The sequence below is a fragment of the Nocardia sp. Marseille-Q1738 genome, assembly GCF_965283145.1.
In genome coordinates this window covers 1677308-1691306 of sequence record NZ_CBDIMS010000001.1, presented here as the reverse complement: position 1 = coordinate 1691306, position 13999 = coordinate 1677308, and the positions used below count along the sequence as shown (strand labels likewise).

The following is a 13999-nucleotide window of genomic DNA, read 5'->3' as shown; positions in this document are numbered from 1 at the left end:
GTCCGTACTCCCACCGAGGAACGGGGTTCATCGATGGCGCTGCGAATATTCGGCAGTCGCTTCCTGGCCTATATGGGTGATTACGTAGCCGTGTTGCGGTACGAGTCGGACACCCGATTGACGATCACGGTGCTGGAAGGAGCCGGGCTGGCCGAGGGAGGCCATCGCGAGTCCGTCGAGACCACCATGGCGGAGCTGCGCCCCGGCTTGTTCTTCAGTACCTGGCGGGAGCGGAGCGGCACCACGGTCACCCAGATCGCCGACTTCCCCAATGGCGTAGTGCGTGCCGTGGCCGTGCCTGTCGAGGGTAACGCGGTGATTCTGGTCGGCACGTTGCGAGTGCTCCGTGCTGCGTGCGACGACGAGTTCCTGTCCTGAGGCCCGACCGCCCAGGCAACGCTACCGGCGCAGCGGTCAGGAAGCGCATGCCGCACAGCGCGGCATCAGGACATCATCGAAGAGTATTCGCTGATGCAAGGCGGCCAGCGCAACGCCCGGCTCGAGGCCCAGATCCGCCACCAATTGCCGCCTGGCGTCCAGATAGACGGCCAATGCCTCGGCCCGTCGACCGCTGTCGTGCAGGGCCGTCATCATCAGCGCCGTCAACCGTTCGCAGTGCGGATCCACCCGTCGCAACGACGCGACCTCCGCGATGGCGCGGTCATGTTGTCCGGTTGCCGAGGCGATTTCGATCGAGTACTCCTGCAGGGTTCGCCGCAGCCGCCGCAGCCACGCACGCTCCGTCGCCGCCCACGGCCCCAGCACCCCGGTCAGTGGGTCGCCTCGCCAAAGCGCCAGTCCAGCAGCGACTTGCCGGTCCGCATCGACGAGATCACCTGCGGCGCGCGCTATATCAGCCGCAACTCGATGTCGCTCGGCGACATCGGCATCGGTACAGACCTGGAGCGCCAGGCGGTAACCACCGCGCACCGAAACCACGGCATCGGCGCTGCCAAGATGAACGGCCAACTGGCGTCGTACCGACCACACGAAGTTCCGAATGGCCCCGACCGCCGAAGCAGGGCTGTCTTCGACTCCCCACAAGCCATCGATCAGCTCGTCGATCGACAGGACCCGGCCGGCGTTCCGGGCCAGCATCGCCAGCAGCGTCTGCGGCTTCTGCTGCCGGATCGCCACCGGAACCTCGCCGAACCGCACCTCCACCGGTCCGAGCACCGAAAGCCGCAACAACGCCACATCCATGTCCACCACCGCCGTGCACTCCTTCCTCTGGGCAGGAGCCCATGATCACCGCGAAAGCTGCTCACTTCCCAGCCCGTTCGGCTGTTCAGCATTGCTCGAAATCAGCGTCTCCGGCCGAGGAGCCGCGGTCGGTGCTCGCGCCGGGCGGCGACTCCCCCGAGCGCTCGCAGTCGTTCGACTGATTCGGCACAGGTGCCCGGATTCGTAATTTCAATGCCATGACATCGACATTCACCACCACGGACGGCGCTGAGATCTTCTTCAAGGACTGGGGCAAGGGACAGCCCGTCGTCTTCAGCCACGGCTGGCCGCTCAATGCCGACGCCTGGGACGAACAGGCTCGACTTGTCGCCGAGAACGGTTTCCGGGCGATCGCTCACGACCGCCGGGGACACGGCCGCTCCGCCCAGACCTGGGACGGCAACCATATGGACCGCTACGCCGACGACCTCGCCGAGCTGATCGAACACCTGGACCTGCGTGATGCCGTGCTCGTCGGCCACTCCACCGGCGGCGGCGAGGTCGCCCGCTATCTGAGCAGGCACGGCAGCGCCCGCGTCGCGAAACTTTATACGGCTTCAACCGTCCCGGCGTGATCGCGTCGGAAGGTTTGCGCCGCGCGTTCTGGCGGCTCGGTATGCAGGCCGGAATCCGCGCCGCCTACGAATGCATCACCCAGTTCTCCGAGACCGATTTCACCGAGGATCTGCGGCGCATCGACATTCCGGTGCTGGTGGCCCACGGCGATGACGACCAGATCGTCCCGCTGCACAACTCGGCGGTGAGATCCGCTGAGCTGATCGAGAACTCGACATTGCGCGTCTACCCCGGCGGGCCGCACGGGCTCTACGGCGAATTCCGGACCGCCTTCGAAACGGACCTCCTCGAGTTTCTGAAGAACTGACTTCCACTGTCATTCAAGCCATTCCACAGAGGACCTCATCATGCGTATCACCAACATCGCCAAGATCGCCGCTCTCGTACTCGGACTCTCCGCGACCATCGCCAGCGCCGGTTGCGCTACTGCCGACCCGGGTCCCGCCCCGGTGCGGCCGACCATCGTCCTGGTCCACGGCGCGTTCGCCGAATCCGCCAGCTGGAACGGGGTGATCGACCGGCTGAACCAGCAGGGCCTGACCAGTATCGCGGTGGGCAATCCGCTGCGCAGCGTCCAGGGCGACGCGGACGCTGTCCGAGGTGTGGTCGCCCCCATCAGCGGTCCGGTCATGCTGGTCGGGCATTCCTATGGCGGGCAAGTCATTTCGCAGATCAACGACCCCAAGGTCAAGGGCCTGGTCTACGTGGCCGCTTTCGCCCCCGAGGAGGGCGAGTCCATCGGTGAGCTGTCCGGCAAGTTCCCGGGCAGCACCCTCGGCGAAACCCTGAACAAGGTCACGCTTGCCGACGGCAGCACCGACCTCTACATCCAGCCCGACAAGTACCACCGCCAGTTCGCCGCCGACGTGCCCGCTACGCAGACGGCACTCGACGCCCGCACCCAGCGGCCGCTCAACGATCGCGCGCTCAACGGCGAATCCGGTGCACCCAACTGGAAGACCCTGCCGTCCTGGTTCGTCTACCCCGACGCCGACTACAACATCCCGGTCGCCGCGCACCGGTTCATGGCCGAACGCGCCGGAGCCCGCGCGATCGTCGAAGTCCCCGGCGCCTCACACGCGCTCACGGTCTCGCAGCCCGACGCCGTGGCCAAGGTCATCATCGACGCCGCCGACGCCGTCTCCTGATCATCCCGCCCGATCCGATGCGGTGCCGCGTGGATACGCGGCACCGCCAACTTCTGAAGAAATGAGCAGTTTCCGGTCTGGGAACTGAGCGCCATTCCGGCCGACAGTTGCCCGGACATCCCCAAGAGCCGAAAGGGCACATCATGCGAACCACCAAGGAAGGCCGGCCGATGCACGTGGTAGTACTCGGCGCCGGTCCGACCGGCTTGACCGCGGCCATGCTGCTGGCCGGCGAAGGCCACCGGGTCACCCTGCTGGACAAGGATTCCGGTGGTCCCGGCGCCGACGCCGAGCACGCATGGGACCAGTGGCGGCGACCGGGAGTCAACCAGTTCCGGCATCCGCACATCATGCTGCCCGGGGCGTATCACCTGCTCTCCCGCGAACTACCCGATGCGGTCACCGAGCTGCGGGCGCTGGGCGCACGGACACACAATATGCTCGACGGCGCCTTCGATCTACCGGCCATCGGCGGCCGCAAGCCCGGCGACGAACGGTTCGACACCCTCGCTGCCCGTCGACCCGTCATCGAGCAGGGACTCGGTAACGCCGCCGCGCACGCCGGGGTCACCGTCCGCCGAGACACCCAGGTCACCGGATTCCTGACCGATGCCACACCGGCCGCCGGCATTCCGCACATCACCGGCGTGGTGACCGCGCACGGTGAGTCCATCCACGCCGACCTGGTCGTCGACGCCCTCGGCCGCAACTCTCCCGCGAGCAAGATGCTCACCGACATCGGCGCTGTCGCCCCGAAATACGACAAGCACGAGACCGGATTCCTGGCCTACAGCCGCTATTTCCGCTCCGCAGATGGATCCTATCCGGAACAGGCGACGTGGCCGCTGGAACACCACGACAGTCTTGGGCTGACCACCGTTCCCGGTGATGCGGGAACCTGGGCACTGGCACTGTTCGTCTCGGCCAAGGACCGCGCCATGCGGGCATTGAGCGATCCGGAGGTCTGGCAGCGCGTCGCGGCGCTGTATCCCGGTATGGCGCACTGGGCTTCTTACGGTGAACCCATCACCGGGGTGCTGGCCATGTCCGGCATGGAGTCCCGGCATCGACGCTTCGTCGTCGACGACAAGCCGGTGGCGACCGGGGTGCTCAGCATCGGAGACGCCTGGGCGACAACCAATCCGACCTTCGGCTTCGGCATTTCCATGGGCATGTCACATGGTCTGCTGCTGCGGGATGTGCTGCGCGAGGTCGGCTTCGACGATAGGGAGAAGCTCGCTCTTCGGTTCGACGAGGTCACCAATGCCACGCTCCTCCCCGCGCAGCAGGCCTCGGCGGCATGGGATCTGCATCGGCTCGCGCAGATCGACCTCGAAATCGCCGCCATCCCGTATCAAGTGGGTGTCACTTACCAAACCGATGATCAGGACTGGAACCTGCGGCAGGCGTTGGAGGTCGCGAAACTGCGGGATCCCGACGTACTGCGGGCTTTCGGCGATGTCGGTTCGGGACTGAGCACCTCCGAGGAAGCGCTGGCGCGACCCGGCGTGCTCGATCGAATCATCGAACTCGGCGGCGATGCTGCCGGCTATTCGGAGCCCGGCCCGTCGCGTGTCGAGCTGCTCACTGTGATCGGAGCGAAGTAATGCGTATCGAAACCAATGGCATCGAATTGCAGGTACAGGTCAGCGGCTCCGGCGCGGATGTGCTGCTGGTGCACGGCTATCCCGATACCCATGCCGTATGGCGCCACCAGGTGCCCGCGTTGAACGCCGCCGGTTACCGCACGATCGCGCCCGATCTGCGCGGCTTCGGGTCCTCGGACAAACCCACGGAACTGGCACAGTACGAGCTTGCGCAGTATGTCGCCGATCTGGTGGGCGTGCTCGACGAACTCGGAGTGCAGCGCACACACCTCATCGGACACGACTGGGGAGCGTCACTGGCCGTGCTGCTCGCAGGGCTGCATCCCGAGCGAGTCGCCAGCCTCACCACCCTGTCGGTCGGGACCCCGGCTGCGGTCGTGGACGGGGGACTGCCACAGCGTGAGAAGTCCTGGTACTTCTTGCTGTTCCAGTCCTTGGGGATCGCTGAACGCTGGCTCTCGCAAGACGATTTCGCCAATACCCGGCAGTGGCTGGCCAGTCACCCGGATCTGCACGAGGTCATCGAGCGGATGCGTGACCCGCGGGCCCTCAGCACCAGCCTAGGGCTATACCGCACCGGGGCCGGACCGGAATTCCTCGTCGAACCGCCCGTCCTGCCACCCGTGCTCGCACCCATGATGGGCGTGTGGAGCAGCGAAGACGCGTTCCTCACCGAGCAGGCGATGCTCGGCAACGAGAAGTATGTCAGCGGGTCGTGGCGGTACGAACGGCTCGACGGCATCGGCCACTGGATGCAGCTCGAGGCTCCGGACCGGGTCAACGAGCTTCTGCTGGACTTCCTGTCCACAACGCCGCATTAGCCTCTCGGATATGGTCGTTCACCCCCTGACCACCAAGATCGAGTCGGTATCGACGACCGCTGGAAGGTCGTCCACGCAAGTGGCGAGTGAGATTGGACCCGGGGGTGAACAGAGCTTCCTGACCATCACGGCGGGCGTCGTGGTGGCCTGATGGTTTCGCGTCTGGCAGACGTCTGATTCTCGCCCTGTTGAGGCTGGTCACTCCAGACCTTCGTGAGCCTGCCGTACGACGGGAACGCACCGGTGTCAGGAAGTATGACGCGTAGGCCGAACAGGAACTCGCCGACAGCCCCATGTGAAATCGAGCCATGAGGCAATGACTGATCACCGCAGAGCAATCCGTCGTATCCTGCTCGACGAGATCCGCCGCATCGGAAGTGGCCGGGCGCACAGCCCTGGAAGCGGCGACCGTGGCGAGGAAAGGGGTACAACGAGTGACCACCGAATCTGCGCCGATCCACTACCCGAAAGACGAGTCGATTCGAGCGCTCGCGCACTGGATGCTCGATCAGCATCAGGAATGGGACTCGCCGCCGATGTTCTTCGGATTCGCCTCCGATCCCAGCGGCGAACTCGCCATCGCAGCCGGTCCGCTGCACAGCGAGGAGGCCGAAGAATCCGGCCTGAACCCGGTCCACTTCCGGGCGGCGCAACTCAAGCAGGCGCGAATGCCGTTGTGGGGTTTCGGACTCCTCTTCGAGGGCTACTGTGAGGATCTCACGCCTGAGGAAGCCGCTTCCGACGAGTTACGTCGTACCATGCTCGACGGTCACTTCCATGAGCGCCCCACCGCCGATGAAATGTGCAATGCGGTCATCTACGACGCGCGTGGAAACGAATGGGTGGCACTCACCTACCGGTACTTGCCCGAGCGGGGCATCTCCGAGCTGTTCACCCCCGCCGACGCGATCACCAAACCCCCACTGGGCATGTCCGGATTCTTGTGGTCGGCAGCACTTTTGCTCGACCCGGCGAACCGTGCCCGGGTGGTCGAGATCGTCGCCGCCGACGACGACGAATGAGCCGGTGTCAGCGGTTCGGATATGGCGGCTGGCCGTACGGCGGAGCCGGATAGCCGGGGGGTGGAGCGGCTGGATGTCCGTAAGGCTGGGGAGGCTGGTGGCCGTACTGCGGGAACGAGGGCTGACCATACGGCGGCGCGGGCTGGTGGCCGTACATCGGAACTGATTGACGACGTGCCGCGATCCACCGGCCGGTCGGACTGATGGCGGCGAGGACAATGGTCGCCAGCGTGAGCACACCGGCGATTATCGGCTGCAGGCCGAAAAGTCCTATCATCGCGAGCCCGATAGCCAGGTTGATCAAACTCAGCGCGCTGCCGACGATCACCAGAACTCGGCCGACCGTCAATCGGCACAGCAGCAGGACACCGCCCAGAAGCAGCAGGAACGCCACAAGTCCGGCCACCGCCACGCTGACCAGCGCAAGACCTGCCAGAGTGTCGAAGATCCGAGAAGTCACCAGCGAGACGAGACCGTATGTCTCCCAACCGCCACCCAGCAACGCAAGCAGTCCAGCCGCGATTCCGGTGCCGCCACCCGCCGAAGATTGGGGCGGCCCATAGCCGTGACCCGGCAGGTGGGGATGAGGGGGCGGATAGCCGCCCGGTGCGGCACCGGGCCCGCCGTACTGGAAGCTCATATCGGTAGTCATTCCTCCTCGGTCGCGGCGGACCATACCGTACTCATGGTTGGCTCGCCCTTTGCTGCGGCACTGGATAGATGCCCTGCCGCCGGGCGGGCTACACCTGCCGCGGCCCGAATTCGGCCATCTGCCCGCCGGTGCGCCCGCGAACCCCGGGCGGCCCCGAGCTCAGATGGTGAGGCCGTAGCCCAGTTCCTCAGCGGCGACGGACCAGAACTGGTTCTCGCCAGCGACGGCGGCAGGGTCGATGCCGCGGAACGTGGCGAGGGTCTGTTCTCCGTGCGCTTCCAAGGTCTCCTCATCGTCCTCGTCGATGTGGCGGGCTTGCTTGCGGGCCTCGGTGTAGGCGCGGGCGCACGCGGCGAAGCGCTCGATGGTGGTGTTGACCAGTCCTGTGCCGTCGTCGGTCACGATCAGGACTTCGCCGTCGTCGGCGACGACCAGGGTCTGTAGCCCGTCGTCGTCAGCGAGGACTGTGCAGGCGCGGCCATCGGCCAATTGGGTGCGGGGATACGGTGCGAGGCACCAGGTGCCGGCGAACGGAACCATGCTGCCGCGCCTGCCGTCGAGGCCGGCCAGCGCCGCGTCGATGTCGGAGTCGTGTGTCATGTCGGGTCGTCCAGAAGGGGTGTCGTGGCGTCGATCCGCGCGGGGGGCGCCGCAGGGACGCTACCGGAATGCACAGACAGCCGATCTTGTATCCGGCGCTGCCTCTGGCAGAGCCACGGGAACGAGCAAGGTTCACCGAGGCCACCGATCTTGGCGAGGGCTGGTTGCAGGAGAGGTGGCGCTGCCGCGTTTTCCGCGGCGGTGGGGTGGGTTTTCGAAATTGCTGACTTTATCGTCAGCTATGAAGATATACTCAGCGTGCGCACCCGCTTGCGAGAGCGCACCGCAACAACAACAACCAGCCGATGTCAGCCGGGGGCCCGCCAGACCGTGCGGCGCCTCGTGCAGCGATCTCGTATCGAACTCATCGATCCGAACTTCGCGTGGATGCGGCTCCCCTGTTCTTCACCCGGACTCGCCGGACGAGGAACCCAAGCTAAGGAAAGATCAATGCCCCTTCGCAGAGCTGCGTGGGCAGCAATACTCACCGCCACTACCGTCGTGACCGCGACCGCGACCGCGGCGGCAGGCCCCGAGACCGACCCGCCTCGGGTGGCGTACTACGCGAGCGTCGTCGACAGGTCGGTGATCACCACACTCGACCACGGGGTGTTCGCCCTTGCCGAAGACCGGCAGTCGGTGGTCGTGCGCAACGCTGCCGGACACGACCTCGAGGCCGTTCCGCTGACCTTCAGCATCGACGGACAGCGGCTGCCGATTCGATATGAGATCTCTGGCGACAGCCGTACGCTGACGATGACCCCTGAGACCGAAGGCATACGGCGCGACGAATTGAACCTGGTCGCTTCGCCTTTGGAGAACCAGCTGGCAATGAACGATCTGATCAATGCGGTCAACATCGGCACGTCGCTCGGCAGCTTGGTCGGCACCGCGATCGGTGCGGTCGTCGGAATCGGCGTCGGATTCGTACTGGCAGGCGCGGCATGCGTGGTCATCAGTCTCGGCTGCGTGGTCACGGTGCTTCCGATCATCGGCCTGGTGGGAGCCGTAGGCGGCATCGCCGGGCTGGTTCTGGGTGGAGGACCGACCGCCGCCTATGCGTTGTACGAATACGTCACCACGCTGCAGACACCGCCGGGCGAGACCAAGTACGCCCCGCACGTTCAGGGCCGGCCGGGTGGGGTTCCGGCTCCCGCTCATGCGTCGCACGGCCAGTGACGGGTGGAGGGACGATCATGATCAAATGGGGATCGGCAATCTTGGCCACGACCGTAGTGTTCGCGGCGGTGGCGTCGGCGGGCGCCGAAACGTTGCCGTCTGACACCTACCGTGTCGATATCATCGGGCAGTCCGTGGTCACCACCTTGGATGGCGCAACCTTCGCTCTCGCCCCGGACCGGCAATCCGTGTCCATCCTCGACCTCGATGGCGAGCTGCTGGACACTCTCCCGTTGGCATTCACCATCGACGGCGAACGTCATGAGATCGCACAGCAGATCACCGGTGCGGGAAGAGTTCTCACGCTCATACCGGACGTCGCGTCGCATCGGGACCGAGCGCAGCCGGTCGCCTCACCACTCGAGGAGCAATTGGCGCTCAACGACCTGTCCAACAATCTCACCCGCGGCACAGTGGTGGGTACCGTCGTCGGATTGGCTACCGGAGCCGTAATCGGAGCCGTAATCGGCCTCGGCTCATGCCTGGTCGTCGGCCCTGGTTGTCTCGCAACGGCACCCGCGGTGATCATGGCGCTCGCCGCGGGTGGCGGCCTGGTCGGGACGTTGCTCGGCGGCGGCATCGGACTTGCGGACGGATTGTGGAAGTACCTCACGACGCGACAGGCGGCACCCGGCACGAGCCCCTACGCGAACCAAGACGATCTGCTGGACCCCAACGGCGCCGGTGTGCCGGATGCCGAACTCCGGCTGCCAAGCGGATCCGCCGGCGGACTGAGGAGCGGATCATTCAGCGGTTCCGGCCGCTGACCGAACTGTCCCGCCTTCCGCGGGACAGCTAGGTTGAGGTAGGTCGCGGCTTCGGCGTCCGTTAGATTGCGGCGAGAGCGATTGCCGCGACCCATAACTCCAGCATGATCGCCTCCTCGTTCGGGCGGCCTTCGTCGGCCGGGCGGAAGGTCACCACCGGGTCCGTGTCCGGCTGGTCCTGGAACTGCACGGCCTTCCACATGTTGCCCCGCGCGTCGGCGGTCCACACGGCCATTGCTTCGACCGATTCGCCGTCGCGTTCGGTGCGTACTTCGTCGCGATATCCGAAGCCCCACAACGTTGCTCGGGGGGCACGCGAGAAGATCAGCGTCGAAAGGTCGTGAATCGGCGGTTCGTCCGTCGGCGGTATCGGCTGCGGCATGACGCCGACTCGATCCGGTCCCGCCAAGGTGAGGCCGAAGAACACGGGGGCGGAGTCGACATACAGGTCGAGCAATCTCGCTGTGGTGATTCGGATCTGCTCGTCGGAGGGGTACAGGATCGTTCTCGGCATCGGTCGGTGGCGCCTTTCAGCAGGTTCGGGCAGGTCCCGCCCCCTCCGGCCCGGCGCTCGTGACTGCCAGCGCGCCCCGCACTGAGGAGACCGCTGCACTGCGGTGGGCGAATGGTCGGCTCCGTCAACCCTAGTGCCTCGTCACGCAACCTTCGGTGAAATCCAGTGACAGCCGCGTAGGTGGTTCGTCGCCGACTACGGCGTCCGGGTCAACACCTCGCGTCCGACATAGGCCAAGAGCCGACGGTGTGCCGGTTCTTCCTCGGCCACAACGATTTCCGGTCCGAAAACGCCCCGCGCTCGGAAGGAATCGATCCCGCCCATCGCCTGCATGGTGGCGAGCAATTCGCCGCAGAGCTCGTCGTCGGCGAGATCCGGCCGGTCGATGGCCACCGCGATGTCGACACCGTGGACGAGAACTTCGGTCAGATGCACCAGCGCCGCCGCAGGGCCCGGCAGTTCCCCCAGCGAAATGCCCACCGTGCCGTCCAGCGCGTCCGGCCGGTGCCAGGCGGCGCGATCGACCTCCGCCGCCGCGGCGTAGGCGCCCTGCGGGTCACCGCCGAGCCAGTCGGAATCGTGTTCGGCGCCGGCATCCGTGCCGCTCAGTGCCGCCGCGAAGATGTGCATGCCACCCACGGTGTGGTTGAGGACGGCCCGCACGTCCCAGTCCCGGCACGGCGTCGGCGCGGCCAGGCCCGCCCGTTCCACGGCGGCGACGATCGCTCCGGTCGCATCGAGTGCACGGTCGATCTGTCCGATCACGTTGTCCATGATGTTCCTTCGGTCGAGCGGTTTGGCTGAATTGGTAACACAGGACACCGACCGACGCGCGGTATTGCGAACACCATATTGCGCAAAATGGTTGCCGGCAGTGCGCTTACGGGCAACCGCGAAAGTAATGAGTCGTGTGGGAGCCGAGAAAAACAATCCGCGGCAAACAATTCAGGCGCGCCACCGAGCTCCGGCATCCGGCGGTGACAAGGGGCACCACAACTCCATTGCACCTCCCGGTGCGAAGTCGACTATCCCTTCGCTACGACGACCCGCGGGGCCGAGCCCACTTTCCGGCCCCGGCCCCACGGAGGTCGATCACCACCCGCCCGCAGCCGCCACTGCGCGACGGCTCCTGCGCTGGTGCGTACCCAGCGCCGGGCAGAGTCCATCTGCCCGCAGCCGCCGCGACTGTCCGCCCCGGCAGCTACCCGAGCACCGGGTAGTTGGCCCGGATGACGCCGCGCGGGTCCCGAGCGCGTTTGATCTCGCGCAGCCGGGTCAACGTCGCGGAATCGAAAGCGGCGGAGGCGTTTTCGTCGGGCGTGAGGAAGGTGAACGGCTTCCGTCCACTGATCTGGCCGCTCAGCGCGTCGACTATCGCCGTGCGCCGGGCCCTGACGGCCTCGGCAAGGTGCGGGAGCCCGAGACCAAAGCAGTAGAGCAGATACGGCTCGGCGACCGGGCCGCGCGCGCCACCGTCGGAACGGAGTTCGGCCAGCGCCCCGCCCAGGTGGCGGATCTGCAGATTGGCCAGCGGGGCGACCGGTTCGTCGATCAGGGTCTTGACCACGGCGTCGCCGAGATCGGTCAGCTGCTCGGCACGCGACAGCGAGGGGCTCGGATCGGTGGGTTCCGCGGTGATGGCGCCGATATCGGCGGGCCCGAAAACCCCACGCCTGTCGATGATCACATCCCCGATGGCATCGAGCCGGGCGAGCAGAGCGCGGCCCTGGTCCGGATCGCCGAGGTACACCGCGTCCAGCCCGACCATGGGCGGCGCGTCCGGAATCTGCAGACGCTGGAACCAGACGGCCAGCTCGTCCGGGGCCGTCGCGGTGATCTCCTGGAACGCCTCGAAGACCTCGCGAATGCGCGTCGCGGGCCACAAGACGCGGCCACCGAACAGTTCCGGCGCGGGGAACAGGTCGAATTCCAGTGCGGTGACCACCGCGAAGTCTCCGCCGCCTCCGCGCAGCGCCCAGAAGAGGTCCGGGTCGTCCGCAGCCGTGACCCGGCGGCGCATGCCCTCGGCATCGACGACCTCGAAGGCGCGCACCGCGTCGGAAGCCCAGCCGTGCTTGCGGCTGAACCAGCTCATCCCGCCGCCCACGGTGTAACCCGTCACGCCGACCGCGGGGTTGCTGCCCGCGAGGCCGGTCAGCCCGTGCGCACCGGCGGCGGCCTGCACCCGGCCCCAGCTCGCGCCCGCGCCGACCCGCGCCACCCGCCGTGCGGGATCGATCTCGATGCTGTCCAACTCTCCCGTGCGCAGCAGAATCGCGTTCGCGATGTCACCCGCGGCACCGTGCCCGGTCGGTTGGGTGACTACCGGAACACCGGCGCCGCGCGCGTACTGGACGACGGCCGCGACGTCGTACGCGTCGGCGGCGTGTACCACCGCGGCCACCGGCTGAACGACGGTCAGCGTCCACGGCCGGGCCGCGTTCTCGAAACCCTCATCACCCGGCAGCAGCACGCGGCCCGGCAGCGCACCACGCAGTTCCTCGAATGTCATCGCTCTGTCCTGACTCTCGCGTTCGTATCGAAGGGAGACGCGAGCAACGAATCCAGGTATTCGGCCGTCCTGCGGGCCGTGGTTCGTGCCGCGACTGCCTCATTGACGATCGAGAGCGCGGAAAGGTAACAGAGCGCAGCTCAGCGGGGGTTTCAGCTCGACTCGGCGCGGCCATCGGGATCCGCGCCCTTGGACTCGGCGCGCTCCTCGGGATCCGCGTCTTCGGACTCCTCGGCGCGGCGCGTGATGCCGTGCTCGGTCCCCTCGTCGGCCTCCTGATCCGGTTCGGGGTGATCCGGCTCGAACGTCGCGGGCAGGCCCTTGATGTGCCGGTTCATCGACCGGATCAGCAGGAAGGTGCCCACGAGCAGGATCAGCACGATGACGAGCCCGAGCGGCGATGCCTTGCCGAACTCCGGCCCGGTCGGGGTGCCCGGCGTCTGGGCGAGCAGGACCAGCGTCACGACCGCTCGTCCTCGATGCCCGCGAACAGGTCGGTCTCCGGCAGCGCGGTGCTCACCCGGGTCTTGGCCAGCTCGAACTCCTCGGTAGGCCACAGCCGCTGCTGCATTTCCAGCGGAATGGCGAAGAACGCGCCGTTCGGGTCGATCTGCGTCGCGTGTGCACGCAAGGCGTCGTCACGCTGCGGGAAGTACTTGGCGCACTCGATCTGCGTGGTGATCCGGGAGACCACGTCACCGCGCTCGGCGGCGTACTTGCGCATCCGGTCCAGCCATTCCTGCAGCGGGAACGGTTCGCCGAGCCGCTCGTACTCCGCGGCGAACAGTTCCATCCGCCGCATGTTGAACCCGTGGTCGTAGTACAGCTTCAGCGGCGTCCACGGCTCGCCGGCGTCGGGGAAGCGCTCGGGGTCGCCCGCGGCCTCGAACGCGGCCATCGACACCTCGTGGCAGCGGATGTGGTCGGGATGCGGGTAGCCGCCGGTCTCGTCGTAGGTGGTCATCACGTGCGGCTTGAACTCGCGCACCACGCGGACCAGCGCCTCGGTCGCCTCCTCCAGCGGAACCAGCGCGAAGCAGCCCTCGGGCAGCGGCGGCAGCGGATCGCCCTCCGGCAGGCCCGAGTCGACGAAACCGAGCCAGTGCTGGCGCACGCCGAGCGCGCGGGCCGCGGCGTCCATCTCCTCGCGGCGGATCTCGTGGATCCGTTCCAGGACGCCGGGGGTGTCCATGGCCGGGTTCAGGATGCTTCCGCGTTCTCCGCCGGTCAGCGTGACGACGAGGACCTCATGTCCTTCGTCGGCGTAACGGGCGGTCGTCGCGGCGCCTTTGCTGGATTCGTCGTCCGGGTGGGCATGCACCGCCATGAGGCGAAGGCCACTCACGTCTCGTTCACCGTCGCTCTCGCTCGCGGGTG

Annotated in this window: 16 protein-coding genes and 1 pseudogene; 9 read left to right on the top strand and 8 right to left on the bottom strand. The window is 66.8% G+C overall.

The annotated features are described in order from the left end of the window. Positions 1-33: 33 nt before the first annotated feature. Positions 34-378, top strand: a complete 345-nt coding sequence (locus tag ACWPXK_RS07590) for a MoaF-related domain-containing protein (RefSeq protein ID WP_454195250.1) — start codon at positions 34-36, stop codon at positions 376-378. A gap of 36 nt (positions 379-414) precedes the next feature. Here the strand turns inward: ACWPXK_RS07590 and ACWPXK_RS07585 are convergent, their stop codons facing one another. Then, complete coding sequence (locus ACWPXK_RS07585) at positions 415-1158, bottom strand: AfsR/SARP family transcriptional regulator (protein ID WP_454195249.1); 744 nt, start codon at positions 1156-1158, stop codon at positions 415-417. A 263-nt stretch (positions 1159-1421) separates the two neighbouring features. On the opposite strand from ACWPXK_RS07585, the pseudogene ACWPXK_RS07580 reads away from it, so the two are divergent. The 6 genes and pseudogenes from ACWPXK_RS07580 to ACWPXK_RS07555 all read left to right on the top strand — a co-directional run bounded on the left by ACWPXK_RS07580 (position 1422) and on the right by ACWPXK_RS07555 (position 6398). Continuing rightward, a pseudogene (locus tag ACWPXK_RS07580) lies at positions 1422-2107 on the top strand (alpha/beta fold hydrolase). Positions 2108-2147: 40 nt separating this feature from the next. Further along, positions 2148-2948, top strand: coding sequence for an alpha/beta fold hydrolase (locus ACWPXK_RS07575; protein WP_454195248.1), 801 nt, complete (start codon positions 2148-2150; stop codon positions 2946-2948). Between the two features lie 170 nt (positions 2949-3118). Next, entirely contained in the window at positions 3119-4555 is a 1437-nt protein-coding gene (locus ACWPXK_RS07570; protein ID WP_454195247.1) for an NAD(P)/FAD-dependent oxidoreductase, read from the top strand. Beyond that, on the top strand, positions 4555-5376 hold the full coding sequence (locus tag ACWPXK_RS07565) for an alpha/beta fold hydrolase (protein ID WP_454195246.1): 822 nt from the start codon (positions 4555-4557) through the stop codon (positions 5374-5376). The genes ACWPXK_RS07570 and ACWPXK_RS07565 overlap by 1 nt, the downstream gene beginning before the upstream one ends. Before the next feature lie 10 nt (positions 5377-5386). Beyond that, on the top strand, positions 5387-5527 hold the full coding sequence (locus ACWPXK_RS07560) for a hypothetical protein (protein ID WP_454195245.1): 141 nt from the start codon (positions 5387-5389) through the stop codon (positions 5525-5527). A 283-nt stretch (positions 5528-5810) separates the two neighbouring features. Beyond that, entirely contained in the window at positions 5811-6398 is a 588-nt protein-coding gene (locus tag ACWPXK_RS07555) for a hypothetical protein (RefSeq protein WP_454195244.1), read from the top strand. 7 nt (positions 6399-6405) lie between these two features. Here ACWPXK_RS07555 and ACWPXK_RS07550 read toward each other — a convergent pair whose 3' ends face one another. Then, the gene (locus tag ACWPXK_RS07550) at positions 6406-7050 is read right to left on the bottom strand and encodes a hypothetical protein (protein WP_454195243.1); all 645 of its coding nucleotides are present in this window, start codon (positions 7048-7050) and stop codon (positions 6406-6408) included. Positions 7051-7209: 159 nt separating this feature from the next. Then, the gene (locus ACWPXK_RS07545) at positions 7210-7650 is read right to left on the bottom strand and encodes an SUKH-4 family immunity protein (protein ID WP_454195242.1); all 441 of its coding nucleotides are present in this window, start codon (positions 7648-7650) and stop codon (positions 7210-7212) included. 450 nt (positions 7651-8100) lie between these two features. Between ACWPXK_RS07545 and ACWPXK_RS07540 the strand changes: the two genes are divergently transcribed. Beyond that, positions 8101-8829: a hypothetical protein gene (locus ACWPXK_RS07540; protein ID WP_454195241.1), complete on the top strand. Its 729-nt coding sequence runs from the start codon at positions 8101-8103 to the stop codon at positions 8827-8829. 41 nt (positions 8830-8870) lie between these two features. After that, positions 8871-9596: a hypothetical protein gene (locus tag ACWPXK_RS07535; protein ID WP_454195240.1), complete on the top strand. Its 726-nt coding sequence runs from the start codon at positions 8871-8873 to the stop codon at positions 9594-9596. 61 nt (positions 9597-9657) lie between these two features. Here ACWPXK_RS07535 and ACWPXK_RS07530 read toward each other — a convergent pair whose 3' ends face one another. From ACWPXK_RS07530 to mca, 5 genes are all read right to left on the bottom strand, one after another. Further along, positions 9658-10110, bottom strand: a complete 453-nt coding sequence (locus tag ACWPXK_RS07530) for a hypothetical protein (protein WP_454195239.1) — start codon at positions 10108-10110, stop codon at positions 9658-9660. 195 nt (positions 10111-10305) lie between these two features. Then, entirely contained in the window at positions 10306-10884 is a 579-nt protein-coding gene (locus ACWPXK_RS07525) for a TIGR03086 family metal-binding protein (protein WP_454195238.1), read from the bottom strand. 427 nt (positions 10885-11311) lie between these two features. After that, positions 11312-12622: an FAD-binding oxidoreductase gene (locus ACWPXK_RS07520; RefSeq protein ID WP_454195237.1), complete on the bottom strand. Its 1311-nt coding sequence runs from the start codon at positions 12620-12622 to the stop codon at positions 11312-11314. A gap of 152 nt (positions 12623-12774) precedes the next feature. Then, the gene (locus ACWPXK_RS07515) at positions 12775-13086 is read right to left on the bottom strand and encodes a hypothetical protein (RefSeq protein WP_454195236.1); all 312 of its coding nucleotides are present in this window, start codon (positions 13084-13086) and stop codon (positions 12775-12777) included. After that, positions 13083-13949, bottom strand: a complete 867-nt coding sequence (mca, locus tag ACWPXK_RS07510) for a mycothiol conjugate amidase Mca (protein ID WP_454195480.1) — start codon at positions 13947-13949, stop codon at positions 13083-13085. Before mca ends, ACWPXK_RS07515 begins: the two co-directional genes overlap by 4 nt. Between the last annotated feature and the right edge of the window lie 50 nt (positions 13950-13999).

Excerpts from the sequence above, each read along its gene's own strand:
- ACWPXK_RS07590 (WP_454195250.1), top strand. The coding sequence starts at position 34 with ATGGCGCTGCGAATATTCGGCAGTCGCTTCCTGGCCTATATGGGTGAT.
- ACWPXK_RS07575 (WP_454195248.1), top strand. The coding sequence starts at position 2,148 with ATGCGTATCACCAACATCGCCAAGATCGCCGCTCTCGTACTCGGACTC.
- ACWPXK_RS07570 (WP_454195247.1), top strand. The coding sequence starts at position 3,119 with ATGCACGTGGTAGTACTCGGCGCCGGTCCGACCGGCTTGACCGCGGCC.
- ACWPXK_RS07565 (WP_454195246.1), top strand. The coding sequence starts at position 4,555 with ATGCGTATCGAAACCAATGGCATCGAATTGCAGGTACAGGTCAGCGGC.
- ACWPXK_RS07560 (WP_454195245.1), top strand. The coding sequence starts at position 5,387 with ATGGTCGTTCACCCCCTGACCACCAAGATCGAGTCGGTATCGACGACC.
- ACWPXK_RS07550 (WP_454195243.1), bottom strand. The coding sequence starts at position 7,050 with ATGACTACCGATATGAGCTTCCAGTACGGCGGGCCCGGTGCCGCACCG.
- ACWPXK_RS07545 (WP_454195242.1), bottom strand. The coding sequence starts at position 7,650 with ATGACACACGACTCCGACATCGACGCGGCGCTGGCCGGCCTCGACGGC.
- ACWPXK_RS07540 (WP_454195241.1), top strand. The coding sequence starts at position 8,101 with ATGCCCCTTCGCAGAGCTGCGTGGGCAGCAATACTCACCGCCACTACC.
- ACWPXK_RS07530 (WP_454195239.1), bottom strand. The coding sequence starts at position 10,110 with ATGCCGAGAACGATCCTGTACCCCTCCGACGAGCAGATCCGAATCACC.
- ACWPXK_RS07525 (WP_454195238.1), bottom strand. The coding sequence starts at position 10,884 with ATGGACAACGTGATCGGACAGATCGACCGTGCACTCGATGCGACCGGA.
- ACWPXK_RS07520 (WP_454195237.1), bottom strand. The coding sequence starts at position 12,622 with ATGACATTCGAGGAACTGCGTGGTGCGCTGCCGGGCCGCGTGCTGCTG.
- mca (WP_454195480.1), bottom strand. The coding sequence starts at position 13,949 with ATGGCGGTGCATGCCCACCCGGACGACGAATCCAGCAAAGGCGCCGCG.